The organism is Chryseobacterium indologenes, assembly GCF_001295265.1.
Lineage (GTDB): Bacteria > Bacteroidota > Bacteroidia > Flavobacteriales > Weeksellaceae > Chryseobacterium > Chryseobacterium indologenes_A.
In genome coordinates this window covers 240,288-265,459 of record NZ_LJOD01000005.1, presented here as the reverse complement: position 1 = coordinate 265,459, position 25,172 = coordinate 240,288, and the positions used below count along the sequence as shown (strand labels likewise).

20 protein-coding genes are annotated in these 25,172 nt (G+C 37.7%); 6 read left to right on the top strand and 14 right to left on the bottom strand.

Annotated features, from left to right (window positions below):
* Window positions 1–78 precede the first annotated feature (78 nt).
* From AOB46_RS10165 to AOB46_RS10150, 4 genes are all read right to left on the bottom strand, one after another.
* Window positions 79–3,126: a M60 family metallopeptidase gene (locus tag AOB46_RS10165; protein ID WP_082377066.1), complete on the bottom strand. Its 3,048-nt coding sequence runs from the start codon at window positions 3,124–3,126 to the stop codon at window positions 79–81.
* Window positions 3,127–3,644: 518 nt separating this feature from the next.
* Window positions 3,645–5,636, bottom strand: coding sequence for an excinuclease ABC subunit UvrB (uvrB, locus tag AOB46_RS10160; RefSeq protein ID WP_062698907.1), 1,992 nt, complete (start codon window positions 5,634–5,636; stop codon window positions 3,645–3,647).
* 306 nt (window positions 5,637–5,942) lie between these two features.
* Entirely contained in the window at window positions 5,943–7,328 is a 1,386-nt protein-coding gene (locus tag AOB46_RS10155; protein ID WP_062698906.1) for a M56 family metallopeptidase, read from the bottom strand.
* Between the two features lie 2 nt (window positions 7,329–7,330).
* Window positions 7,331–7,702: a BlaI/MecI/CopY family transcriptional regulator gene (locus tag AOB46_RS10150; protein ID WP_062698905.1), complete on the bottom strand. Its 372-nt coding sequence runs from the start codon at window positions 7,700–7,702 to the stop codon at window positions 7,331–7,333.
* A gap of 108 nt (window positions 7,703–7,810) precedes the next feature.
* Here AOB46_RS10150 and AOB46_RS10145 point away from each other — a divergent pair, with 108 nt between their 5' ends.
* On the top strand, window positions 7,811–9,028 hold the full coding sequence (locus AOB46_RS10145; RefSeq protein ID WP_062698899.1) for a PQQ-dependent sugar dehydrogenase: 1,218 nt from the start codon (window positions 7,811–7,813) through the stop codon (window positions 9,026–9,028).
* 66 nt (window positions 9,029–9,094) lie between these two features.
* Here AOB46_RS10145 and AOB46_RS10140 read toward each other — a convergent pair whose 3' ends face one another.
* From AOB46_RS10140 to AOB46_RS10115, 6 genes are all read right to left on the bottom strand, one after another.
* Window positions 9,095–11,527: a TonB-dependent receptor plug domain-containing protein gene (locus AOB46_RS10140; protein ID WP_062698898.1), complete on the bottom strand. Its 2,433-nt coding sequence runs from the start codon at window positions 11,525–11,527 to the stop codon at window positions 9,095–9,097.
* Between the two features lie 162 nt (window positions 11,528–11,689).
* Window positions 11,690–12,847 carry a pyridoxal phosphate-dependent aminotransferase gene (locus tag AOB46_RS10135; RefSeq protein ID WP_062698897.1) on the bottom strand — a complete coding sequence of 386 codons (1,158 nt, stop codon included), beginning with the start codon at window positions 12,845–12,847 and terminating at the stop codon, window positions 11,690–11,692.
* A 4-nt stretch (window positions 12,848–12,851) separates the two neighbouring features.
* Complete coding sequence (locus AOB46_RS10130) at window positions 12,852–13,934, bottom strand: FAD-dependent oxidoreductase (protein ID WP_062698896.1); 1,083 nt, start codon at window positions 13,932–13,934, stop codon at window positions 12,852–12,854.
* 251 nt (window positions 13,935–14,185) lie between these two features.
* On the bottom strand, window positions 14,186–15,562 hold the full coding sequence (locus AOB46_RS10125) for a tryptophanase (protein WP_062698894.1): 1,377 nt from the start codon (window positions 15,560–15,562) through the stop codon (window positions 14,186–14,188).
* 87 nt (window positions 15,563–15,649) lie between these two features.
* A complete protein-coding gene (locus tag AOB46_RS10120; protein WP_062698892.1) occupies window positions 15,650–16,267 on the bottom strand; it encodes a DUF502 domain-containing protein in 618 nt (205 codons plus the stop codon).
* 15 nt (window positions 16,268–16,282) lie between these two features.
* Window positions 16,283–16,861, bottom strand: coding sequence for a tRNA-(ms[2]io[6]A)-hydroxylase (locus AOB46_RS10115; protein WP_062698889.1), 579 nt, complete (start codon window positions 16,859–16,861; stop codon window positions 16,283–16,285).
* A gap of 234 nt (window positions 16,862–17,095) precedes the next feature.
* On the opposite strand from AOB46_RS10115, the gene AOB46_RS10110 reads away from it, so the two are divergent.
* The gene (locus tag AOB46_RS10110; protein ID WP_185113862.1) at window positions 17,096–17,569 is read left to right on the top strand and encodes a TlpA family protein disulfide reductase; all 474 of its coding nucleotides are present in this window, start codon (window positions 17,096–17,098) and stop codon (window positions 17,567–17,569) included.
* Window positions 17,570–17,579: 10 nt separating this feature from the next.
* Here AOB46_RS10110 and AOB46_RS10105 read toward each other — a convergent pair whose 3' ends face one another.
* Window positions 17,580–18,674, bottom strand: a complete 1,095-nt coding sequence (locus AOB46_RS10105; protein WP_062698886.1) for an acyltransferase family protein — start codon at window positions 18,672–18,674, stop codon at window positions 17,580–17,582.
* 113 nt (window positions 18,675–18,787) lie between these two features.
* The gene (locus AOB46_RS10100; protein WP_062698885.1) at window positions 18,788–19,675 is read right to left on the bottom strand and encodes a metalloprotease; all 888 of its coding nucleotides are present in this window, start codon (window positions 19,673–19,675) and stop codon (window positions 18,788–18,790) included.
* A gap of 186 nt (window positions 19,676–19,861) precedes the next feature.
* Between AOB46_RS10100 and rplU the strand changes: the two genes are divergently transcribed.
* From rplU to AOB46_RS23355, 4 genes are all read left to right on the top strand, one after another.
* Window positions 19,862–20,437, top strand: a complete 576-nt coding sequence (gene rplU / locus AOB46_RS22900) for a 50S ribosomal protein L21 (protein WP_082377065.1) — start codon at window positions 19,862–19,864, stop codon at window positions 20,435–20,437.
* Window positions 20,438–20,449: 12 nt separating this feature from the next.
* Window positions 20,450–20,707: a 50S ribosomal protein L27 gene (gene rpmA / locus AOB46_RS10090; protein WP_027372929.1), complete on the top strand. Its 258-nt coding sequence runs from the start codon at window positions 20,450–20,452 to the stop codon at window positions 20,705–20,707.
* Between the two features lie 348 nt (window positions 20,708–21,055).
* On the top strand, window positions 21,056–21,220 hold the full coding sequence (locus AOB46_RS23205) for a bacteriocin (protein ID WP_131724350.1): 165 nt from the start codon (window positions 21,056–21,058) through the stop codon (window positions 21,218–21,220).
* Window positions 21,221–21,259: 39 nt separating this feature from the next.
* Window positions 21,260–21,427, top strand: coding sequence for a bacteriocin-like protein (locus AOB46_RS23355; RefSeq protein WP_157845051.1), 168 nt, complete (start codon window positions 21,260–21,262; stop codon window positions 21,425–21,427).
* 173 nt (window positions 21,428–21,600) lie between these two features.
* On the opposite strand, the gene AOB46_RS10085 is transcribed toward AOB46_RS23355, so the two are convergent.
* Together AOB46_RS10085 and AOB46_RS10080 are read right to left on the bottom strand one after the other, a co-directional pair.
* A complete protein-coding gene (locus tag AOB46_RS10085; RefSeq protein WP_082377064.1) occupies window positions 21,601–22,395 on the bottom strand; it encodes a T9SS type A sorting domain-containing protein in 795 nt (264 codons plus the stop codon).
* 224 nt (window positions 22,396–22,619) lie between these two features.
* Complete coding sequence (locus AOB46_RS10080; RefSeq protein ID WP_241489190.1) at window positions 22,620–25,148, bottom strand: DUF5686 family protein; 2,529 nt, start codon at window positions 25,146–25,148, stop codon at window positions 22,620–22,622.
* Window positions 25,149–25,172 lie beyond the last annotated feature (24 nt).

The following is a 25,172-nucleotide window of genomic DNA, read 5'->3' as shown; positions in this document are numbered from 1 at the left end:
CAGTTGGCTAAAAACAAATGATTGAGATTCCGGACCATTCGTTTAAGTTTTAATAATCAACCCGAACTCAAATCAGTCCTATTTTTTGATAAACCTGAAAGTATGGCTATTGTTTTTGCTTTTCAGTATCAGCGTGTAAGTTCCCTTTGGTAGATCAGAGACTGTAATTTTTCTCTCTTTCACCAACCCGTTTATTATTTGGCGTCCGGCCATATCATAGATCTCAAATTCTGAAAAGTCATTATTACTGATGTGCAGCACATCTGTAACCGGGTTAGGATATATAATGTCCTCTTTTTTTATCTTATTATTATGTACAGAAAGGGATGTCTCGGCCGGATATACACGTTTTCGGGTGCCATCATATCCTACAGCATATACACTGGTTGCATTCTGTGGATACCTTACTTTAGTAGTGTTCAGGCTGGCGTCTCCTGTTCCAAAAATAGCAACATCTATAATTGTATTTTGATTATAGGTTTCAAAAGCAATTACATTCTGCCATTGCTGTGCATTCACTGTCAACGAAACCAGATTTGGGTCGGCATTAGAATTTAAGGTAACTCCAACCATTGCAGTTCCTGTAACCGGGGCTTGCTGTCTTACAAAATTAATGCTGTTCGTTGAAAGGTAATTGATGACCGGTGAAGCAGGCATAGGATAGTTTTTATTTTTAATGGCAGCAATAGTGCTCGCAATCTGCTGATTTGTAAGAGTAATGGTCTTATTACTATAATCATAAACTATTTTGTCTACAGGTCTCAGATAGCCACTTTTTACAAAGAAATCCGTCAGGTCTTCCTGTACAACATCACAGATATTGGAAACAGCATTTAGAAGAAGCTGAACATCGCTTACTCCTGAAGTATTGGCATTTCTGCATATTTCCAAAAGATCTGCCAGCCAGAATGCAGTATCCGGCCCTGAGGCAGCAGGAGTACCGGAAAGCCTCTGCTCCAGTGAAGGACGTCCTTTCGCAGCTCCGCCAATTCCATAATACAGCATCAGCTGCCAAAAAGGAATGGTGGCAATCCTTGTTGTCTGGCGATCATCTGAATTCAGGATCTCATAAACATTTTTGCCCTGGATCTGTGACAGATTGATATTGGCATTATATGTTCCGCCCGCCACATTGGGACTGTAGCCTGTATATCCGTTAGTATCCTTGTCAAATCTTGTTGATCCGGGAAAATCGGTACTATATAAATACTGACAGTATGCAGAATAGATATTATTGGTCACCTCAGTCATTCCATGCCATTTAAAGGCAGGCCTTACCTGATTAATATGCCCCAGCTCATGCGCATGTCCCCAGATATTGGAAAATAAAGAAGCCGCATCAAAACTGTCCGAGAGATCATTCGCATTACTTATTCCCATGTGAGCCCCAAATGAACTTGCATAAAGCCCGCCTCCTATAGGAGTGTATAAGAACATATGGTTTTTAGGAACTTTATTATATTTAAAAAGTCCCATTAGCTCATATTCTTTTTTAACGATTTTATCATAATTCATGGTCAATTGCTGCCCGCTAAGATATGATTGTCTCTGTAGACCTGCTTTTTCCAGATTTAAATTAATATATGTTCCTTTTACATCATATTTTTTATAAACATTATTGGTAAGAGCCTTCTGCCATTCGGTATCAGAGTCTACCGTTGGGTCATAATAGCCGTTTACCCGTCCTGTTGTAATATTAATGGTAATAGGAGCTAAATTATCAGAATTACTGAAATAATCTATATAGCCAAGACCGTTGGCTGTTATGTCAATAATATTTAATCCTTCAGTTAGGTTATAGGTTTTCTTTGTAAGATTATTCTCTCCTGCAAAATCTATGGTTTGAAGTGAAATAGATGCTCCATTGGTCTCTCCTACAAATATTACAGCTTTTGTACCTGTCTCGAACAGTATTCCTGTAGGGTTTTCACAGGTATTAGCTCCCATCGTTTTTAACTGTGCTGTAACTGAGCTGATAATAGGGTAAGCAATATAGTTTTGCGTACGGAACCTTTTGTTATAAGTATTGTTATATAAGCATTGTGCCAGACCTTTAAAGAAAGGTGAGGTGATACCGTTGATGTCAGCCTGTGTTACGCCGGGCTTAAGATCAGAATGAAGGCTGTTAAAAATACTATCATATTGATTAAGGCTGAACTGTGCATTATTAAAAAATTCCATTTCTGCACAACTCGCCAGATTATTTTGTCCGGACAGTACTTTCACTGTAATCTCTGCTACATTTGTAAGTGTTTGTGAAAGAGGAATCAAAGTAGGTGAGTTTGAAAAATTACAATTAAAATCTGCCACTTTTACGGCAGCTGAAGATGGTGTTTGTTTATACCATATCTCTCCGGTACCAAAGTCTCCGTTTCCTCCGTTGGGCCTTGGGGTATATTGTACGGCATTAATTGTATTGTTTCCTGTAAAAGTATAAGTAAGATTAATAGGGAACTGATTTCCTGCGTAGTTGGAATGGTAAATAGTGGCAGGATTATTATCTATGGTTTTATCTGCACCTTCAGCAACACTGTTTGCAGGAGGGTTTACAGAAACTCCGGAAGGTGTATATTTAACATTTGTCAGCGCGTTGAATTCATCAGTCTGAAGGGTACAGTCTATAATAGGATTTGTATTTTGTGCCACACTGGAATAGAATTTGACTTCCGCAGCAGAAGAATAATTATTTACCCCCGCAACCACTCGGATTCTCACGGTCCTCAGGTTGGTAAGAGGCTGTCCGGAAAGATCTATGGTCTTTACGGAGCTATTATTGGCAAAGATAATACCGCTTTGCACAGCAGTGAAGGTGTTGGGAGCATTTTGTGTGGAATATTCAACATCAATTTTAGTCCATATTCCATTGGTTCCGCTTGTGCGTGGTACATATTCTATTTTTACAACATCCTGAACGTTGGCAAAGTAGAAATCAATAACATCGGGAATTCCGTTTTGGGAATTTTTTGTCTGATAGTTACTGCTGACATTATTATCCAAGGCTTTATGAATTTCAGAGCCAGGTTGTGATTCTCTGCTGCTTTTGGCATAAACAGGGCTTACCTGAGTTTGGGCATTCAAATAAGAGGATATTAAACCTAAAAAGCAACAAAATATAAGTTTTTTCATTAGGTAAAGTTTTACAATTAAATTATAGTATTAATAAAAAAGGGTGACTAAAGCAAATTTTTATGGATTGTTCACTTTTCATTGAAAAGTGATCTGTTTAATATTATAATTCTGTGAGGATATATTCACAGTTTGGCGGTATTCTTAAGTATGCTATATACTTTTAAAATCTTTAACAGCAAAGATCCGTAAAAATAAGTGTATTAAAACCTTCGAAATAATCACCAAGTGGTGTTAAAAGTGTTAATTATTGTTATCTGAGGTGTTAATTCTTGTTAACTCGGCTTCATTATTTTTATTGAAGGGAGGTATTGATCTGTTTTGATATATTAAAAAACCTTAATGGATATCAATACTATAACAAAAAGTAATTGCCAGCTTTCTTCTCCCTTTTTCAGTCTCTTTATACCTTAGGCTCAGCTTGTTTTTAAGAATTAAATATGGGAATTTATAACAAAAATAAAATAGCAATATACTGTCTAAAGTATATTGCTATTTGTTTATCTATTTGTTTTTTATCAGGATTTTAACGCGGCGATTTCATCCCTTAGCTTAGCCGCTTTAATGAAATCAAGATTTTTAGCAGCTGCTTCCATTTCTTTCTGTTTCTGTGCAATCATTTTATCAAGATCTTCGCCCCCATAACTTGCTTTGGTTTCAGCCACTTTCTGAAGAATCTCTTTCTGGGTATATTTTTCATCAGGGAAGTCTTTGCTTCTGCCCACCAGATTTTCAGAGATTTTCTTGTTCAGGGCCTGGGGAACAAGTCCATGCTCCTCGTTGTACTGCATCTGCTTGTTACGGCGGTAAGCCGTTTCATCTAAAGTGGCCTGCATGGATTTTGTAATTTTATCGGCATACATAATAGCCTTTCCGTTCACATTTCTCGCAGCCCTTCCTACGGTTTGTGTCATAGACCTTCTGCTTCTGAGCATTCCTTCTTTATCAGCATCAAGAATCGCCACCAGGGAAACTTCAGGAAGATCAAGACCCTCTCTCAATAAGTTAACTCCAATCAGTACATCAAAAAGACCAAGACGGAGGTCCTGCATAATCTGGATACGTTCCAGGGTTTCCACATCAGAATGGATATATCTCGTTCTGATCCCGAACTTTGTAAAATATTTAGTCAACTCTTCAGCCATTTTTTTGGTCAGGGTAGTCACCAGTACTCTCTCATCTGCATCCGATCTTTTCTGAATCTCTTCCATCAGATCGTCAATCTGGTTTAGGGTAGGTCTTACCTCAATAATGGGGTCCAAAAGCCCGGTCGGTCGGATAATCTGTTCAATATAAGCTCCTCCGGTTTTTTCCAGCTCATAATCAGCAGGGGTTGCCGAAACATAAATTACCTGATTCTGCATGCTTTCAAATTCCTCGAATTTAAGAGGCCTGTTATCCATAGCAGCAGGAAGCCGGAATCCATATTCTACCAGCGATTCTTTTCTGCTTCGGTCACCACCATACATTGCATGAACCTGAGGAACGGTAACATGGCTTTCATCAATAACCATTAAAAAATCTTTCGGAAAATAATCAATCAGACAGAATGGCCGGGTTCCGGGGAGTCTTCCGTCCAGATACCTGGAGTAGTTTTCAATACCTGAGCAGTATCCTAGTTCTTTAATCATCTCAAGATCAAGTTCAGTTCTTTCCTGAAGACGTTTTGCTTCTAAAGGTTTTTCAACAGAATTAAAAAAATCTACCTGTTTAACCATATCATCCTGTATTTCTCTGATGGCTCCGTTTAAGGTTTCTTTCGAGGTAACAAAAAGATTGGCAGGGTAGATCTGAATCTGGTCAAAATTGGCCTCTACATTTCCGGTCACAGGATCAAAGCTTTGGATCTTCTCAATTTCATCACCAAAAAACTGTATTCTGATAGCATTATCAGCATACGCAGGGAAAACATCAATCACATCTCCTTTTACTCTGAAGGTACCTCTTTGGAATTCATTTAAAGTTCTGGCGTATAATGCATTTACGAGTGAATGGAGAAGAGCTGTTCTGGTTACTTTTTCACCAATAGCAATTGAAATTAATGACTTATGAAATTCAGTAGGATTCCCGATACCGTAAATACAGGAAACGGATGCCACAATCAGTACATCCCTTCTTCCCGAAAGAAGACTGGCAGTAGCAGAAAGACGCAGTTTTTCCACTTCTTCATTGATGCTCAGATCTTTTTCAATATAAGTTCCTGTAGTCGCAATATAAGCTTCAGGCTGGTAGTAGTCGTAGTAACTCACAAAGTATTCAACGGCATTGTCCGGAAAAAACTCTTTGAATTCCATGAATAACTGCGCTGCCAGAGTTTTATTGTGAGCAAGAACAAGTGTTGGTCTCTGTACATTTTGTACAACGTTGGCAACGGTAAAGGTCTTTCCGGAGCCCGTTACTCCGAGAAGAGTCTGGTATTTTTCGCCAATCTCAATTCCTTTAGTAAGCTTTTCTATAGCCTGGGGCTGGTCACCGGTGGGTTTATATTCTGAGTGAAGATTAAAATTCATAGGAAATGATGTATACAACAAAAATACGAAAGAAAATATTAGTCAGAATAAAGTATTTTAATGTGAATTGAGAATATGGCTAATGAGATGAGGATTGAGGTAGTAAAAATAAAATGAGCAGCTTATGGGAAATGAAAATAAAAAAGCGCTAAATATTGATTAGCGCTAAATATTTTATGGATGTTGAAAAACATTGATGCACTCACTTTCTCATTTCCGATAGCAGGCCGCTGTTTTTATCCTTGATTAAGGGGGCGTTATTATTACTGGATAGGTTTTTAGGTGAAATTATATCCGGAATCATTTTTATATACCTTTTCCTTTAAATCCCATGGCTGTAGCAGGTTTTTCTTTCAGGTATTTTTCAAAAGAAGAATGGGTCATCAGAGAAACCTGATAGGGCTGTGGATTTCTGGCTGTTCTCGCATTTTTATAGACTTTACTGATCGATACATGGGAAAAATCAGAAGCCTTATAATTTTTTAATGAGCTGTTTTCTATTTTTTTTGAATCAATCCAGACTGCATAGTTGCTTTTGTTTAAAAAAGAAATGAGTTCGTTTTCAGTAGGATTCCGCTTTTTAAAAGCAGGAACACTAAAAAAAGTAATTTTCTGTTCATCTTTCTGGGCATCCGTTAATTGAGCGTAAAGCTCTTCCAGCCTTGCTTTATCCTTTTCAGTGATTTTTTTAGAGAACTCTGCATATTGCCTGTTGTTCAGAAGATCGGAATATTTGTTTAATATATCCTTAAATTCCTTATATGGATCAGGAGTTGTTGCACGGTGTGGATTTTTGTAGGTCATTTCTTTCGACGTGCCTGTGCCAGTATTGGTATTTGTGTATTTTTTTTCGGCAAACAGGGCTGTTGCAGCTATAAGTGCAGTAAAGGCAGCTGCTTTTTTTAGCAGAATACGTTTTGATTTTTTCGCGTTCATCATGATAAATCGTTTTTTGGTATTATTAAAATTAAATGAGTGGACGAGGGAAATTTTCTGACTGTTAATAATTTCATTAAGAATTAAATTCTGATAGTCTTTAATATTGAACCGGCTATTCAGAACAGCTTCATCGGCCAGAAATTCATGATTGGTAATAACTGCTCTCTTATAAAGGAAAAGAACAGGGTTGAACCATGTGAAAATCTTCAGCAGCTCAATGAATATAAGATCAATACTGTGCTTCTGATCAAGGTGGCTTTTCTCGTGCAGAAATATTCCCGGATCAATCATATTATTCTGTACATAATTCTCTCCCAGATAGATGGTGTTCCAGAAGCTGAATGGAGAAAGTTTTTTTTTAGTCAGAACAATATTGTAATGTTGGTATATTTGTTTTTTTCCGGGTATTCTTTTTATCGAGACAATAGCTAAGAGGCTTTTTGTTAATAAAAAGATAGTGATTCCTGCATATATGATCCACACAACGTTCATCCAGTCAAAACTTTCTTTTGCAGGCTGTACAAAGGCAATTTGCTGTGCTGCTTCCTCAAAGATCACCTGAGGTTTTGCCTTTCTGTCGGGGAGAGAAACCTCTGATGTAACGGTTATAAAAGGGATTGCATAAGATAGAACGAGTGAACCGATCAGAAAAAAACGGTTGAACCTGAACATCTTCTCCTTTTCCAGCAGCAGATAGTACAGTGCAATGAATAAGCTTGAGCTCAGGATAATTTTCAGAATGATGAAAATCATAGCTATTCCTTTATCTGTTCGTCTATTATATCCCGGAGTTCTTTCAGCTGTTTCTGGCTAAGTTTTGCATTGGAGGTAAAAAATGATGCAAACTGAGTAACAGAACTGTTGAAAAAACGGTCAATCATAGAGGTCATTTCCTCATTGAAATATTCCCCTTTTTCTATTTTCGGATAGTATTCACGGGAATTTCCATACAATGTATAGCCTACCAGATCTTTATTCTGCATTCTTTTCAGCAGGGTGGCAATAGTGGTGGCGGCAGGTTTAGGTTCCGGATAAGACTCAAGAATGTCTTTCATGAATATCTTTTTCTTTTCCCAAAGAATTTCCATGAGATATTTTTCTGAATCCGTTAGTTTTATCTCTTTCATTCTACAGTGTTGTAATTTGTTCTACAAATGTAGAATAAAAAATTAATTCTGCAAATTTTTATGGCATTATTTTTCCATTCAATCAGATAACTCACTAATCATAATCTCATGAAATTCAGTCAATTTTATATCCCTGTATTAAGTCTTTCACTGTTTCTTACTTCATGTAAAAAAAATCCGGTACGTGCTCAGCAGACCGGAAGTGATGGTAGTGTGGAAACAGAAAAGCCTAATTCAGATTACCGGCCTGCCTTTAAAGGACAAACCAGAATTAAGGCAGTAAAAACCTCGGCTGCTTACAAGGTGGAAATTCTTAATAAAGACCTAGGCCGCCCATGGGGAATTATTAATCTGCCTGATGGGAAATTTCTGATCACGGATAAGAAAGGCCATATGAATGTTGTTTCTACGGACGGAAAACAGGTCTCCAAAATTGAAGGATTCCCTAGAGTAGACTCCAAAGGGCAGGGGGGGATGCTGGATGTAGCGCTTGATCCTGATTTTAAAACGAATAATATTATTTATTTCAGCTTTTCAGAACCTTTTGGAAAAGGAAATCTGACATCCGTGGCTAAGGGAAAACTGTCTGCCGATCTGAAAAATATTTCAGATGTAAAAGTAATCTTCAGGGCAGAACCTTCTTATGACGGAGATAAACATTACGGAAGCAGACTCGTATTTGATAAAGAAGGCTTTTTATTTGTAAGCACTGGTGAGAGATCTGACAAGGTAACAAGAGTATATGCTCAGAAAACAGATAATTATTTAGGAAAAATACTGAAAATTACTAAAGAAGGAAAACCGGCTCCCGGAAATCCGTTTACAGGGAAAGAAGGATATAAACCCGAAATCTATGCTTATGGAATCAGAAATCCACAAGGGTTAGCCATGGATGCCAACGGAAATCTTTGGGATGTGGAAATGGGACCGAGAGGAGGAGATGAAATCAACCTGATCCTTCCGGGGAAAAATTACGGCTGGGGAGATGTTACCTATGGTATTGAATATTCCGGACAGAAAGTAGGGGAAGGAATTACACAGAAAGAAGGAACCGAACAGCCTGTTTATTACTGGGATCCCGTGATTTCTCCAAGTGGTGTTGCTTTTTATACAGGAAATATGGAAGAATGGAAGGGTAACCTTTTCATAGGCTGCCTGAGTGGTGAACATATCAACAGAATTGTGATGAAAGACAATAAAGTTATTGGAGAAGAGCGTCTGCTTACAGATCAGAAAGAACGTTTCCGGGATGTTCTTGACGGAATGGATGGTAATTTATATGCTGTTACAGACAGCGGGAAACTGTATAAAATTTCAAAAAAATAAAGAAAAAGCCTCCTGAAAATTCTCAGGAGGTTTTTATTTTAAAATCAGAAATAAAATAAACCTGTTTTAAAACTTAAAATTAAGCCTTGCAAAAGCCTGTCTTCCTAGGACACCCATCTGTACAGGATCAAAAATTCCTCCGGATTCCGTATTGCCGTCTACGTGAGCTGTCTGCATGGTTGGGTAGCGGTTGAAAATATTCTTGCCTCCGATGGTCAGGTTGAGGTTTTTGGAAAAATCAAAGCCGAAAGAAAGATCAGCTGTGACTTTTGGGTTATAAAGCTGGTAATCATCAGCACCGTTGTATCCGATTAGTTTTACTTTATCGAATCTTACCAGCTGAAGATTGGTATTGAACCACTTAATTTTATAGTTGAGGTTTAAATTGATTTTTGTTTTCGGAGCAGAAGCCAAAATAAACGCCCGTTCTCTTGGGCTCAGGTATATTTCTTCTTTTCCTTTGAGTGTTTCAGAAGTGTTCACACGGGTAATCTTCATATCATTGTAATTTCCGGCTAGAGTGGCAGCCAGCTTTCCGGCCCCGATATTTTCTGTATAACTTAGAATTAAATCAACACCTGTGGTCTTGGTATCTATGGCGTTGGCAAAGAATTGTGCCTGATCAATATATGGATATTCCGCCTGAACATTTGCGGGAAGGTCGTCTCTTGAAAAATTACCTGTCAGTACAATCCTGTTTTTTACCTTAATGTAATAGCCGTCTACCGTTGCCGTGAATTTTCCGGTATTAAATGTAAATCCTGCACTTCCATTGAGTGAGGTTTCCTGCTTAAGCTGGGAAATTCCGGTATCTTTTGTCAGGCTGCTGTCGTTTGACGCAAGCTGAATAGTTACCAATTTTCCCCCCTGGAAATTCGTAAACTGGAGGGTGTAATATTTTTGTGCCAGGGAAGGAGCTCTGAACCCTGTGGAGACAGATCCTCTGAAGGCAAATTTCGGAGTAAAAGCATATCGTGTGGCAAATTTCCCGTTGATGGTGCTGCCGAAATCACTGTAGTTTTCAAATCTTCCGGCGGCACTGATCATCCATTTTTTGGTGATATCAAGCTCGGTATCAATATAAGCGGCAAAATTATTTCTGCTTTTATTCACATCCTGGGAATATCCCGGAAAGCCCTGTGAACCTCCGGGCCTTATCTCTCCTGTAATAGGATTAGTGATCAGTGAACTTTCAGGAGTATCGGGCGTTACAGGATTTCCGTTAATGTCATACATCGTATAAGATGCTTCTTCACCTTTAATGATTTCAAATTTTTCGTATCGGAATTCAGAACCGAAAGCAATATTAAGACCTTCCAGAAGCTTGAATTGTTTTGAAGCATTGAATCCGGTTGTATTTTGGAGCAGAGAATGCCCTCCGGCATTAAAACTTGTCGGTGATTTTGTTCCTAAAGTAGCATTGATTGTATGGTCTATCTGGTAGGTAAACCTGTTGCTTCCAAAAGCGTTATAAAAATCCACATCCCATCCAATTGCGTTGAATTTTAACCCGTTATCAAAAGTGAAATCGGTGATGGTGGTATTTTCAATAGGATTGAATCCGTTCGGGTATACTTCAGGAATATTGCCGTCAGCATCTGCGGTACGTGTCCATGCATAAGCATCTGTATTTCTGTGGGAAAACCCCTGACGGGAATAGAATTTCAGCGCGTCTGATAAAGGAAGCTCAATATTTCCAAAGAAATAAACATTCTGGGATTTAGCATCTCCAAATCGTTCTCTGGAAGTTTTGTAGAAGGCCGGATTGGCATTTCTGATTGAGTATTCCTTGTTGACAAATTCGGCGGTGAAATTTCCAAAACCTCCATTGGAACCTATTTTTGTCCCTAAATTTCCATTGAAGTTAAAGGTGATCCCGTCAATTTTGTGATCGGAAACCACATCTTTGTTTCCGGGGCTTTTAAAAAGATTCATTCCATAGAAAGCGTTCCCTTCAAAACCTTTGTTACGATCATTGAGGATAACATTAATTACTCCTGCTATAGCATCTGAGCCGTATTGGGCAGAGGCGCCATCACGAAGAACTTCAATCCTTTTTATAGCACCAATCGGAATGGTGTTCATATCAGAACCGGTATTTCCCCTTCCTTTGGTTCCGAACAGGTTGATTAACGAAGATTGATGATACCTTTTGCCATTTAATAAGAGAAGAGTTTGGTCTGGCCCAAGTCCGCGTAGTGTGGCCGGATCTACAGCATCTGCACCGTCAGAACCGGATTGTTTGTTAGAGTTGAAAGAAGGCGCGCTGAACTGAAGAAGCTGGTTAACTTCTATCTGACCTGTTGACATGCTGGCCTGTTTAATGTCTATCACATCAACAGGAACAGGAGTGTTGGTAATGGTTCTCTTTTTATTCCTGCTCCCGGTGACAGATACTTCTTCTATTTTGGATTCTTTGAAAATAGTATCATTGGTGTTTTGGGCATACAGCAATGATACGGTGCTGAGAAAAAGAGCACTGGTGTACTTTACTTTCATATTTCATATTTTGATGGTGGTTATTTCAAAAATATAGATTTTTGTTGCCAACTCAACATGAAAAATTGAAATTGTTTATGGATATTTTAAATTCATAATTCTTGTTGTTTTACAATAGTAAAATTTTAATTATTTAATTAAAATCAATGAAAATTATTAACATTAAAAGCTTTTAATGATCCTGTCAAGTCCTTCTTCCAGAATCTCCTGCGAGGTGGAAAAACAGATCCTGATGTGGCCTTCTGCTCCTTTTCCAAACCATCTTTCAGAGCCTGGAACAACAGCAACTTTGCCGTACTGTAAAACATGACGGGTAAATTCTTCACTTGACATGCCGTTTTCAATTTTCGGGAACAATACAAAAGTGGCTTCAGGAAGGTTAGGTGTTAAAATTCCGGAATGGCTTAATCGGTTAAAAGCCAGGTCCCTGTTCTTCTGCAGGTGACCAAGGAATTCCTTATACCATGGCTTGCCCCTTTCTATAGCTATACTTCCCGCAATCTGAGATAATGTGGAAACACCTTCTATGGTAGAGTTAAAATTTGATTTTTCCGTAAAATCTTCAAGAATATCAGCATCATTACAAAGAACCGCCCCGATTCTCAGTCCGGCAATTCCGAATGACTTTGAAAACCCATACACAGTAAAGCTTTTTTTCTTTGCTTCGTCCGAAACGGAAGAGTAGGTATGAAAATCTTTCTGATCATAGATAATATCACTCCAAATCTCGTCACTCATTACCCAAAGGTCATGTACAGAGGCGATCTCGGATACTTTTTTCAATACTTCTTTAGAATATACCTTTCCAAGAGGATTGTGGGGATTACAGATGCTGATCAGTTTCGTCTTCGGATTGATTAATGAAACCAGCTTTTCAAAATCTATGGCTCCCGTACTATGATCTACAGGACATAATCTAACGGTTCCTCCTGCTGCTTCTACTGATCTTTTAAACAGGAAATCTACAGGGTCTAAAATAATGGCTTCATCTCCCGGGGACAGCACATAAGAAGCAACAAGGAACATTCCCTGTGCAGCGCTGTTCACTGCCAATACGTTTTCAGGATTGAAGTTTCCATGCTTTTCTGTGTTAAAATGTTCGGCAACATTTCTCTTGAACTCCGGAAGACCTGAAAAAGGGCCGTAGCTCAGATAGCCGTCCTTCAGATACTCTATAATTCCTTCTTCAATAGCAGGAGCTATTCTGAAATCAGGGTCGGCTGCGGTAAGAGGGATAATTCCGTCTTCTATGGCTGCCCATCTTCCGTTGTAGGCTTTTCTTTTTAAGGCTTCAAAATTAATATCGTTATTTGTAAACATTTCTTTACTTATATGAGATGGGTAAAATATTTTTTGATTGTTGGTTAAGAGGAAGCAGGAACTGATCAAGAAGGATTCGTCCGTTTCTGATGTGGGTTTCAATTTCCGGTTTTCTTTCCGCTTCATATTTTTTGAAGGCTTCCGTAATGTCTTCCTTTTCCTGAAGCAGATATTGTGTCAGGGTAAAAGAATCCTTTAATGCAGACGTAACCCCCTGGCTGGTAAAAGGAATAAGGGGGTGGGCTGCATCCCCTATGAAAACAAAATGGTCCTTGTGAAATGGATTGAGCTTTTCCAGTTCGTAAACCCTCCACAGGTGAACATTCTCATAGCTGGAACCCTTTACAATATCAGCAACCAGCGGATCCCATTCATCAAAGACTTCGAACATGTATCTTTTAAGACTTTCTACCGAGCATTGTTCGCAGATTTTATACTTCTCATTATCGAATTGAGAATACCATAAAACAGTATCTGCAGAAAGTTTAAGAATCCCGAAAGTCAGTCCGCCGTCTTCATGATGAAATTTCATGAAATTACTGTCTAAACGGGCAGCTATTTCCTTACACCTGATGATATTAACGACTTCATTCTCCCTTACCATCCGCATGTTTTCGTCTTTGAATATTTCCCTTCTGATCCTGCTCTTGGATCCATCGGAAACAATGATCATATCAGAGTCGATGTAAGAGCCGTCAGCCCGCTTTAATTTTCCCTGCTGAACAGGGCAATAGGTAAGTGTTTCTCCATAAGTGATTTTTTTTTCCGGAATATTCTGAGCTAAAATCCGGATCAGAGAACTTCTTGATATTACAAAAACATTATTCAGATCCTTTTCTGCCAGAATTTTTCCTTTATGCGAGTACCGGATATATTTCTTTAAAAAATTACCATGTTCAAAAAGTCGGGCCTGATCTACAATCTGGGACAGATACTCGATCCCTTCCTGAGGAAGCAAAAAACCATGACCTGTTAAATCATCCTTTTTTCTCCGTTCATAAATGTGATAATTTAAATTGTGCTTTTCTAAGTAACCCGCTATGCTTAAGCCGGATATACCAGCGCCCACGACAGCAATTTTGTTCATTCGGAATAATGGAGTTTTTCAAGTTAGTGTTTGAGTTTACTTTATGGGTAAATCGTTTTTTTTAAGTATGTGCAAATGTAAATTAAAAACATTCATGATTTGAAAAAAATAAATCAATCCAGGTTAAAATCATGAATTAATAAAATGAAAAGCATAAGAGCATGGTGTTTTTTATATTGTTTCTTATAAATACCGGAAGGTGTTTTTGGTAATAACAAATTAAAAACCGGGAAGAGATCCCGGTTCTGTTTTTATGCTTCTTCAAGCTGTACTGTAAAATGCCTTAAAAGATCTGGTTCCCAGGTAATTCTGTATCCTTTTGAAATCTCATCCCGTCTTTCATATACATTTTTAATAGCAGCAGCGATATAATCCATATGATTGTTGGTATATGTCCTTCTTGGAATTGCTAAACGTACCAGCTCCAGCTTCGGATAACGGTTTTCTCTCGTTTCCGGATCTCTGTCTGCCAGTAAAGTTCCTATCTCTACAGTTCTGATTCCGGCTTCCTTGTAAATCTCAAGACCTAAAGTCTGTGCAGGATACTCTTCCCGGGAGACATTAGGAAGGAAATTAAGAGAATCAATAAATACAGCATGTCCGCCAATGGGCTTCTGGACGGGAATTCCATATTCAATCAGCTTATTTCCCAAATATTCTACCTGGGAAATTCTGCTTTCCAGATAAGCAAATTCGGTAGCTTCATCCAGACCTACAGCTAATGCCGCCATATCTCTTCCGGCCATTCCTCCGTAAGTAATAAATCCTTCATAGATAATAGTGAAGTTAGAAGCTTTTCTGAAGACTTCCTCGCTGTTTAAAGCAATGAATCCTCCGATATTAACCAGTCCGTCCTTTTTAGAACTCATGGTCATCCCGTCTCCATAGGAAAAGATCTCTTTGCAGATCTCTTTAATGCTTCGGTTTTCCTGTCCTTTCTCTCTTTTCTTAATGAAATAGGCGTTTTCTGCAAATCTTGCTGAATCAAAGAAAACGGGGATTCCATAACGGTCTGAAAGCGCTTTTACGGCCTTCATGTTCTCTAAAGATACAGGCTGCCCCCCTGAAGAATTGCAGGTGATGGTAATCAGACAGAAAGGGATGTTTTCTTTGGGATGGCTTTTATAAACTTCTTCTAATTTTTCAAGGTTGATGTTCCCTTTAAAAGGATGAAGATCATTAATGTCGAAAGCCTCATCAATCGTACAGTCGATGGCGTGTGCTTTTCTGAACTCAATATGACCTTTTGTGGTATCAAAATGAGAGTTTCCGGGAACAACATCCCCTTCTTTTACCAGCACGGAGAAGAGAACATTTTCTGCTGCTCTTCCCTGATGGGTAGGCAATAAATATTTAAAACCCGTAATCTTTTCAACGGTGTTCTGAAGCTGTTCAAAAGAACGTGATCCTGCATAGCTTTCATCTCCGGTCATCAGAGCTCCCCATTGCCTGTCAGACATGGCTCCGGTTCCGGAATCGGTAAGAAGGTCTATGAAAACCTGTGAAGATTTTAGATTGAATAGGTTATAATTTGCTTCTTTAAGCCAAAGCTCTCTTTCTTCTCTTGTAGACTGGCGGATTTCTTCCACCATTTTAATGCGGAAAGGTTCCGCGTACGGTAAATTCATGCGTTATATTATTTATTAGATTGTTAAAGAAAATTGTTTGAAAATAATTTCAAAATCATCAATGTATATATGTAAAGGAGCAGAAGACTACTCAGGAGCTTTAAATATATTATCATCAGAATGGAATCCGGCAACACCGCCGCTTACAGCAAACTTCATTGCAGAAGCAGCCGTCATCCCGACAACAGGTTTGATGTTTTTTTCTTCCGTAACAATTACCCATCCTGAAATAGCATAGGAATGGGGCAGATATACCGCAACGTAATTGTGTTTGTCAACGTCCGACATCTCTTTTTGAGTTAAAAACCCGATTCTCCAGATCTCCGGATTCTCATTGGTCTTTACCCAGACAGGGTCATTGAATTTCTTTTTGTCTCCTACAAACGAGGACATAACATCTTTTGTAGGCGTATAGATATGTTTAACTCCCGGGGTTTTCTCCAGAAGGCTGTCCATAGTGTCGAAGAAAAAGCGTCCTACTACAAACTTATTCCCTAAATACCCGAGAATAGCAGTAAACAGAATGGTTGAAACAAATACCAGCCCAGGAATTTCTTTAGCCACCGAAGGAATAATATTGTCGATAGCACTTACGATATACCAGATTACAAATATAGTAAGACCTATAGGACCGATAATAACCAGGCCCTGAAAGAAATTTTTCAGAAAAAAATTGGCAATATTTTCGAAGCTCAGCTTTTTCAAGGGCGTGTTTTTATTTTAACCGTGTATTGTTTCTCTGTTTCCGTAAGACTTAATGATGCTGGCTTCATATTCCAGCCACGCGTCCCATCGTTTGTTTACTTTTTCAGGATTGCCAAGCTGCCTTGCAAAACCTATAAAAGTGGTGTAATGATTAGCTTCAGAAATCATCAGTTCTCTGTAAAAATCCTTAAGTTCTTCATCTTTAATGTTTTCTGTAAGAACTTTGAACCTTTCACAGCTTCGGGCTTCAATCATCGCCGCAAAAAGCATTTTATCTACAATGAGGTCTTCTCTGCTTCCCTGAATGATGAATTTGGCCAGCTCATTCACATAATCATCTTTTCGAGCTCTTCCGAAACGGTAGCCTCTTTTTTTGATGATCTCATGAACCTGGTTAAAATGATCGAGCTCTTCCTGCGCAATAGCAAGAAGCTCTGTAACGATCTCAGGATATTCCGGAAGCATCGTGATCAGACCAATGGCATTAGTGGCTGCTTTCTGTTCACACCAGGCATGATCCGTTAAAATTTCTTCAATGTTTCCCTCTGCAATATTTGCCCACCTTGGGTCGGTAGGAAGTTTCAACTTAAACATGTTGTAAATTTTTTGTAAAAATAAAACAAATTGTGATATATATATTGATTTATTATCATCTATGGATTTAATGTGGATTTTTTCATTTTTTTATAGTTTAAATGAATAAATTTTTGACTTTTATAAATATTGATTTAAAAATTAAACTTAATAGATTTTGTAATATACTGTGTATTAATTGATTATGTGTCAGGTTAATGTTTTTTGTTATATTTGATCCTAATATTTTATATGATGAAAAAGATAATTTTAATTTTAGTAATCCTCATAGGAGTTGTTTATATAAGCTCAAAATTTATAAATTTCTCAGGGAATGATGAGATTAAAGACAGTCCGTTTCAGAAAGAATATCTGGATAAAAACGGAATTGTTGTAGTGAATATCTGGGCAACGTGGTGCAAACCGTGCCTTAGTGAAATGCCATTATTTGAAAAGCTTATTTCGGAAAATAGGGACGTGAAATTCGTTTTTATTTCTATTGATGAAGACCAGCAAAAGCTTAAAGAATATCTTTCGAAAAATAAAATTAATGACATTACTTTCTCTAATAAAAACTACATCAAACCTATCAGAAGTTTTTTAGGAAGCGGAGATATTGTGGAAGTAATTCCTGAAACATTTATCATCAAAAATGGAAAAGTAGTTGACAAAAGTGTAGGTGGAATTGAGTATCAGGAATTCATGGATAAATTACAGTCTTTTAAATAGATATAGAGCCTCACTGTTGTGAGGCTGTTTTTTTTCTTAAAAACTCCAGCATATTCCAGCCTTTGGTATCTACCTTTTTAAGTCCTGCCGAAATAATGAAAGCCAGGATGATGTTAATGATATATATAACGCTCATCAATAACCACCAGGGCATATATTCTTTCATTGGTACTACCAGGAAATACACCAGTGAAGAGCTGATTCCCTGTGCAAAGTAGAAAAATATGGCATTCTTACCGATATGGGTTACAAAACTTTCTTTGGTAATCTTTAATCTGTTGTAGAGAACAAATAAGGTTGTTAAAGAAAATAACGACCAGATAATATAAGGGATTTTTGGTGGAAACTTGTTTTTATTGATTTTATAGAAGATTTCATTTCCGTAATACCAGAACATCCAGATTAAAGCAGCGGCAACAACACCATATAAGACAGGAATTATTTTTGAAGGAATTTTTTTGCCCCGCATTTGGTGTGCAGTCAGGAAAACAGCAAGATAGAAGGCTACGTAACCTACCTGTCCTGCAGGATAATATTCAGGGAAAATATTGAAAACTAAGGTGAGGGCGATACATATGGCAATAAACCAGTTAATATGCTTCGGAAAGAAACGCAGAATAAGAACCCCGAATACCGCCAGGATAAAATATACTTTCAGGTACCAGAAGCTTCCCATTACTACAGGAAAAGTATCTGCATTGGTGTACTGATGAAGATACCAGTTTCCGAGATTCTGCCATTGTGGATACATGGAAACTCCTGTTGTGGAATATTTGGATCCGAATGTGGAGTAAAATTTCTGCAGCCATTCCAGTGAGAAAAAGGATAATCCGAAGACTTTGAAAAAATAGTCGAGAAAGAAAAGGAAAGTCACAAAGATCATATAGGTGATCTGCAGCTTTAACAGCCTGTAAAATGTTTTCTCTACGTTTGAGCCTGAGGTAATTCCGCTGAGTGCATAAAAAAGAGCCACATCAAAAACCAGAGAAAATACCCTGACTTCCGCAGGAATATAAAATTGCCCCGACCAGAAAGCCGTATGGATAAATATAATAGAAAGTGTTGCCATACCCTTGGCAAAATCAATATAAAGGTCTCGGTTCATATATTACAGGATGTACTTCAAAAGTAAATAAACTTTATCTATTTATCAAAATAAACAAAAGAGGCAGAGCACGAATGCTCTGCCGCCTTATTAAATATGCTAAAAATGAATGTTTACTTAAGGTGCTTGAATTCTTCCTCAGAAATTTCTCCGGACTGAATTTTTCTCAACTCATCAATATATTGGCTCATGTAAGCGTCAATTTCCGGATTCTGTGAGTTTTTGCCCATTTTGTATGTTCCGTTCAGCACACCCTGATAATAATAGAAGAAATTATAATCAAAGTTGGAAGCATTAAGATCATACTGGCCTAAAAGGAAACCTAAACGTACAGCAGATCTTCTTTGGGCCGGAGTACCGTGGTGACCCGGGTTTGAAGTCTGATAATCTCCGATGCTCTGTGCAAATTCGTAAGCTGCTGCAATTTCAGAGAAATTGGTTTTGTTATAACCGTTGGGTCTTCTTAAATAATATCCTGCAAAACCATCAGCTTCCAGTTCGTTAGGTCTGGCTGTAGATTCACTTACAGAAGGAAGTCCAAAGATGTATTGCAGCTGGTGCCCATACTCGTGAGCAAGGATCATGGCATTAACAATGTCGCCGCCTTTGCTTTTTGCATCATAGTAGATGGCATAACCGTAATAAATTTTCCCTGAAGAATAAGAAATGGCGTTGTAGGTAGAATTGAAATTTGAAGGATCATCCACGAAGCGCAGAGTAGGGTTGCTTCTTCCCCAAAGACCTGCAATTTTGGTCATCTGGGCATTCATGAAGTTAGTGTCAGTAGAATTTTGAAGTGATGTTTTCAGAACTGAGGAGGAAGACCAGTACTGATCTACGTAATAACAAACTTTTTCAAGTTCTCCGGGCTGTTCAATTTTTGAGCTCTGGGTTTGGGATTCAGGAAGTACACTTTCTTCCATTTTGTCATCACGGCATCCTGTAAGGGAAAATGCAGCAAGGGCTCCTGCAAACAGGCAGGAATTAAAATTAAATTTCATATAAAATATTTTTTTGGTGATAACGAAGATATGAAATTATCTGTTAACTATTAGTACTTTAGTGTTAAAAATTATTCAAAGCATAGTGAAATGGTTTTGTGATAAAAAAATAGAATGTTGATTGTAAGTTATTTAGAAATTTATTCTTATATTTGCACCTCGAAATAACTAAAAATTTTATAAACAATGTTTGCAATTGTAGAAATAGCAGGGCTTCAATACAAAGTTGAGCAAGACCAGAAGTTGTTTGTAAACCGTTTAAAAGGAGACAAAGGAGGAAAAGTTTCTTTCGATAAAGTACTTCTTACCGTAAACGGAGCAATCACTGTAGGCGCCCCAGCTGTAAGCGGAATCACTGTAGAGGCAGAGATCCTAGATCACGTTAAAGCTGATAAAGTAATCGTTTTCAAAAAGAAAAGAAGAAAAGGTTACAAAGTGAAAAACGGTCACAGACAATCTTTAACTCAAATCGTAATCACTGGTATTACTGGTTTTGAAGGTGGAGCTAAAAAAGCAGCTAAAAAAGAAACTGTGAAAGCAGAAGTTCTTTCTGACCATGCAACTGTTAACTTTGGTGAAGATCACGAGCTGAACTACCACTTAAAGAAAAACAACTTGTCTCAGTCTAAAGAAAACAGAGAAACTTTAATTACTTTAGGTAAAGCGGTTAAAGTGGAATTAGAAAAGAATGTTCTTACTCATGAAGAAGTAGATGCTGCTATCATTAAGAATATTGATCAATTTAAAGCACTTAACAAATAATCCAGTAATAAAATGGCACACAAGAAAGGAGTCGGTAGTTCCAAGAACGGTAGAGAGTCTCACTCTAAAAGATTAGGTGTGAAGATTTTCGGAGGACAAGCAGCTATTGCCGGAAATATTATTGTTAGACAAAGAGGTACTCAGCACCACCCAGGTGATAACGTGGGAATCGGTAAAGATCACACTTTGTTCGCATTAGTAGACGGTAAAGTAGTTTTCAGAAAGAAAGCAAATAACAGATCTTTCGTATCTGTAGAACCGAACGCATAATTTAAGCGTTTTATAAAAATAAAAACCTCGGCATCTGCTGAGGTTTTTTTATGTCCTTATGGTAAAAATTAAATTTAAGATTGGGTGTCACACATAAACCTGGCAAAGTAATGCGAAGGTTTTGTATTTAAAGATAATATCGGAGCGGCCTTGCTTATTTTCGAAAACTCCAGTATTATTTATTCTTTGTCTCCTCTTGTCATTAATCCAATTTTGAAACAGGTAAAATTTTCCTTATTTTATTCTTTTATTGGTGAAATATTTATATATTTGTTAAGTGTCATATAACGAACGAGTTGCGGAAGCCGAAAAGCATATAGAGTAGGCAAAAGACTAAAACAAAATACTATGAAAAATTTAAGAAAATTAACGAAAAAGAAATTGCAGGAAATTAATGGCGGAGCGGGTAGCTGTCCCCCAATTGCCAGCTGGTGCTGGGAATGGTGCGGATGGAGTGACTGGCAGAAAGATTTCTGTCTGAACGCAGTTATTGATATGCCATGTAACTGCTAACATACAAATAAAACAAACAACAATTCAAAACAAAATACTATGAAAAATCTAAGAAAACTCACCAAAAAAGATCTGAGAACAATAGAAGGAGGAGCTATGATTTGTCCGCCTCCGGCAACAACCTGTGTGGAATGGTGCTCATGGACGCCTCAGCAGAGGCTTCGCTGCATCAATATGATTATAGATCCGGATCCTTGCCCATGTTAATATAAATAACAGTATTGAAAAATAAGCCTCGGCTCTGTCGAGGTTTTTTTATGGATATATACCACCTTTTGTGAATTGGATTATTAGTTCAAATAACTGATGATCAAAAATAAAACCAAAGCAAAAAAACATTGCTTTGGTTTAGGTTATTCTTTTTATCTGGTTGTCTTAATCTATTTTTTTATAAATTTTGAAGTGCTGCTGGTTCCGTTTGAATTCTTAGTCGTAATAAAATATACTCCGGGTTTTAAATATTCAACAGAAGTGTTATTGTTGGTGATGCTTTCAGATTTAATTGCTTTGCCGGAAGCATCATGAATGGTGATTTCTATTATTTTATCTTTAGAATTGATGCTTAAAATATTGCTTACAGGATTAGGGGAAATTCTGATTTCGGAAGCCTTTAGTTTTACTTCTGAAGTTGAAAGTGTTCCTGTGTTTACCGTTACGTTGTCAACATTTATAGAACGGCCATACCATGCAACTCCTTCAATAGCTATCTGATAAGTGGCAGAGGGAGAAGGCAGAGGCAGTACTCCAGAAGAGGTCCAGTCGTCTATGCTGGTATTGTAATTTGAGATTAAAGTCCATGCCCCTGAAGCAGAAGTTCTGTAATATACATTAATCTCGTTCTGATCACCGTCCCAGTCTTTATTCCTGAAATAAAATTCTAACGTAGGATTTGTTGCAGAAGATAAATTCAATATAGGGCTTACGTATTTTGTTGTTGAACCACTGAAGGCAGTGATGTCAAATTCAGCCATATAAGAGCCTGCATAAGGACCTGTATCATAGCCGGTGTAGGCTTCCTGTACAATAGACCATTGCTTACTTCCGGATTCCTGGATCTGGGTCCAGTCTTCCACAGTTGGAGAGTCGGTTTCAAAAGTTTCCGTCCATGGGAAGCTTGTAACCTGGGCGTTCATGAAAGCAGTGGTAAAAAGTAAAGAGTAGAATAATTTCTTCATGGTAAGTATTTTTACATGTTTCTTCTAAGTTATTAATTTTTATTAATATTTCCATTTAAATTGATATTTAATGTTTAATTAATTCAATTGTTAGTAAAATTTTAATTAAAAATGCACTTTTTGTATTATATTATACATGCTGTACATTTTGTTTTGGATTTGGAAAAAAAATAAACCGCAACTCAAGATAAAGCTGCGGTTTATTTTTATTTTTGACTTAATTTTTAGAATCCTACCTGGAACCCTGCTTTTACTCCGAATGTTGAAATATTAGGACGGTCAAGATAATTTCCTCTCCAGTTGAAATCAACTCTGAAAATTCTTAAATTTCCAAATCCTATATTTTCAATCCCGAATCCGTACTCAAAATAAATCTGTTCACTGGGTGCAGAATATTTAAATCCTTCTACATTAACTGCTTTTGATGCGTCACTCAAAGTTCCGTAAGCTCCTCGGATAAATGCAATTTCTCTAAGTTTGAGCTTCTTGATCAATGGAATGAATGAAAGGATTTTTCCATTAAAATGATGCTCCAGATGCAAAGTGGAATAGGTGTCTGCTACAAACTCATAATAATTAAGCTGGGCAAAAGTATTTGGCGCCAGGCTGTATGACTGGTTTCCCGGGATTACATTCTGGAGTGCGAGGGGAAGGGTGTTAAATGTTTTTCCGGCTTCAAAACTGACCAGTGTTTTTCCCCAGCTTCCAATCAATACCGGTTTATAGAACATAAATTGCAGTTTATTGTAATTGTAATCAGCATTGAAGAGGCCTTCGATACCTCTGGTGTATCTTAGTATAATGGTTGGGGCTAAAGTACCATGTTCATAACGGTCAACTCCCGTCTGGGAAAATTTGGCTCCCGGTCTGGCAATAAGGCTTAAGGTAACATGAGAATCGTTAACCGTTTTTCGCAGATCTCCATTGCGGTAATACATCAGGCTGAATTTCTCCGGATTAGCAGATTTTATGCTTTGTAAAGTTCCGTCTACCCTTACCTGGAAGTTTTTCCAGGGCTCAATAGAGGCAAAAATATTGGTTTTGTTGATAGAGCTTAAAGAAGCATTTTCTCCCCTTGCAAAGAGTGTAGAAGAGGCAAAAGTTCTGGCCATGATTCCGTCATCTGTGGTGAGCTGTACCCCAAGCTGCTCAATATCTCTTTTGGTTCCTGCTCCAATCATAAATCTGTTGACCCGGTTGAACATGTAACGGGCTTCAGCTCCATATTTAACCTGTTGATCTTTGAATCCGTAGGCCGTGTAAAACTGAAGCCTCCATGGGTCGTTCTGTCCAAAATAAGTTCTTGCTCCAAGTCTTATTCTGTCGCCTTCTACTTCATTCTTGCCGTAGATAGAAAAAATCGGACCGATATCAATGCCTTTAAAAGCATTATAATATCCGGATGCAAGAGTTTCGTAGATTTTAACAATACGATTGAATTTTGGGGTCTGCTGAAGCCTGTCAAGCATTTCATAAACCCCCCGTTCGGATTTAGATAAAGTGTCCGGCCTTGCTTTTGTCCAATAGGCGTCATCTTTATCCACAAACTTGTCATCATATTCTTCCTGTTTACGGGTGAATACTTTATCATCAAGAGGTTTGTTGAAATCATATTGAGAATAGTCTACGGTTCGCTTGGCAATAATACTTTTTGAAGTTCTCTTTTTTGCAAAAGGAGTTAATTCTATTTCTGTAATAAATTTCTTAGGAAGAAATGTGTTTTCGTCCGGGTTGTCATATTCCAGCTCGGTGGAAATGCTGTTAATAAAATTGACGTTGATCTTCTGTGTAGATTTTAAAGTAGCACCTAAAACAGCATAGTTGTCCGTATCTATATAGAGGTAGCCCTGGAAGGCTAAAACATCTTTCCTTTTAGGCTGATACCGTATTTTGTATGCATTTTCCCCATGAATAGAGATGGTATCTGTAAGATTATAATCGTAAGTGCTGAATCCGTTGGTTCCGACCGGGCTTGGAAATCCGATGTCAAAATAGTTCAGGGTGTTATCGTAAATATTAATGTCCCGGTAAAGGTTTTTAGCAGTAATGGTGATGACCTGGTTATCCTGAAATCCTGATGTTTTCTGTGCGACAAGTAATCTTTTAGTCTTTTTTCCGGGTTTGTTTTCCCCGTAATTTTCATAAATGGATTCATTCAGGAAAATAGGAAGTCCGATTTTTCCACTGGCTGTAGAATCAGCATAATCGAAAATGAAATCAAGCTTATTGAAGATCTTTTTACTCATAAAGGCGCTATCCAGATTATTGGCATCAAACTGGATCTTTTCATACTCCTTATAAGTATATGTATCGAATTTTTCTAATCCGTTATTCCTTTTCCTTTTCCATACCTCCTGCATAATCGCGTACGCAGGATTTTCCTTCTTGTTTTTGTATTTCGGCTTTTCATTGTGGATCACAATCTCGGCGATAGTGTTTTCTTTTTCCTGTGAAAGTTTCACGAAAATATTTTCTGTATTTCCGGGAGTAAGGGTAACAGTTTCGGAGATATAATTCTTTTTTGAGAATTTCAGCTTGTGGATAATGCTGTCTGACTGTACTGTGAAACTTCCCAATGAAGTTTTTAAAGAAGCTTCTGGGTTATCGTTGATAAAGATATCCACACCCGGAATTTCCTTATTGGTTTTTGCGTCAACAATTCTCCCGGCAGCTGTATTTTGGGCATACGCCAGGCAAGATATAAAGAGCAGAAAAAAGAGATTGTAATATTTAAAGTTGTTGTTTAACATCATTTGGTTCTTCAGGCAATTAGCATA

What these genes read in the sequence shown, in the direction of transcription:
- AOB46_RS10165 (WP_082377066.1), bottom strand. Translation starts at nt 3,126, where the DNA reads ATGAAAAAACTTATATTTTGTTGCTTTTTAGGTTTAATATCCTCTTAT.
- uvrB (WP_062698907.1), bottom strand. Translation starts at nt 5,636, where the DNA reads ATGAATTTTAATCTTCACTCAGAATATAAACCCACCGGTGACCAGCCC.
- AOB46_RS10155 (WP_062698906.1), bottom strand. Translation starts at nt 7,328, where the DNA reads ATGATTTTCATCATTCTGAAAATTATCCTGAGCTCAAGCTTATTCATT.
- AOB46_RS10150 (WP_062698905.1), bottom strand. Translation starts at nt 7,702, where the DNA reads ATGAAAGAGATAAAACTAACGGATTCAGAAAAATATCTCATGGAAATT.
- AOB46_RS10145 (WP_062698899.1), top strand. Translation starts at nt 7,811, where the DNA reads ATGAAATTCAGTCAATTTTATATCCCTGTATTAAGTCTTTCACTGTTT.
- AOB46_RS10140 (WP_062698898.1), bottom strand. Translation starts at nt 11,527, where the DNA reads ATGAAAGTAAAGTACACCAGTGCTCTTTTTCTCAGCACCGTATCATTG.
- AOB46_RS10135 (WP_062698897.1), bottom strand. Translation starts at nt 12,847, where the DNA reads ATGTTTACAAATAACGATATTAATTTTGAAGCCTTAAAAAGAAAAGCC.
- AOB46_RS10130 (WP_062698896.1), bottom strand. Translation starts at nt 13,934, where the DNA reads ATGAACAAAATTGCTGTCGTGGGCGCTGGTATATCCGGCTTAAGCATA.
- AOB46_RS10125 (WP_062698894.1), bottom strand. Translation starts at nt 15,562, where the DNA reads ATGAATTTACCGTACGCGGAACCTTTCCGCATTAAAATGGTGGAAGAA.
- AOB46_RS10115 (WP_062698889.1), bottom strand. Translation starts at nt 16,861, where the DNA reads ATGTTTAAGTTGAAACTTCCTACCGACCCAAGGTGGGCAAATATTGCA.
- AOB46_RS10110 (WP_185113862.1), top strand. Translation starts at nt 17,096, where the DNA reads ATGAAAAAGATAATTTTAATTTTAGTAATCCTCATAGGAGTTGTTTAT.
- AOB46_RS10105 (WP_062698886.1), bottom strand. Translation starts at nt 18,674, where the DNA reads ATGAACCGAGACCTTTATATTGATTTTGCCAAGGGTATGGCAACACTT.
- AOB46_RS10100 (WP_062698885.1), bottom strand. Translation starts at nt 19,675, where the DNA reads ATGAAATTTAATTTTAATTCCTGCCTGTTTGCAGGAGCCCTTGCTGCA.
- rplU (WP_082377065.1), top strand. Translation starts at nt 19,862, where the DNA reads ATGTTTGCAATTGTAGAAATAGCAGGGCTTCAATACAAAGTTGAGCAA.
- rpmA (WP_027372929.1), top strand. Translation starts at nt 20,450, where the DNA reads ATGGCACACAAGAAAGGAGTCGGTAGTTCCAAGAACGGTAGAGAGTCT.
- AOB46_RS23205 (WP_131724350.1), top strand. Translation starts at nt 21,056, where the DNA reads ATGAAAAATTTAAGAAAATTAACGAAAAAGAAATTGCAGGAAATTAAT.
- AOB46_RS23355 (WP_157845051.1), top strand. Translation starts at nt 21,260, where the DNA reads ATGAAAAATCTAAGAAAACTCACCAAAAAAGATCTGAGAACAATAGAA.
- AOB46_RS10085 (WP_082377064.1), bottom strand. Translation starts at nt 22,395, where the DNA reads ATGAAGAAATTATTCTACTCTTTACTTTTTACCACTGCTTTCATGAAC.
- AOB46_RS10080 (WP_241489190.1), bottom strand. Translation starts at nt 25,148, where the DNA reads ATGATGTTAAACAACAACTTTAAATATTACAATCTCTTTTTTCTGCTC.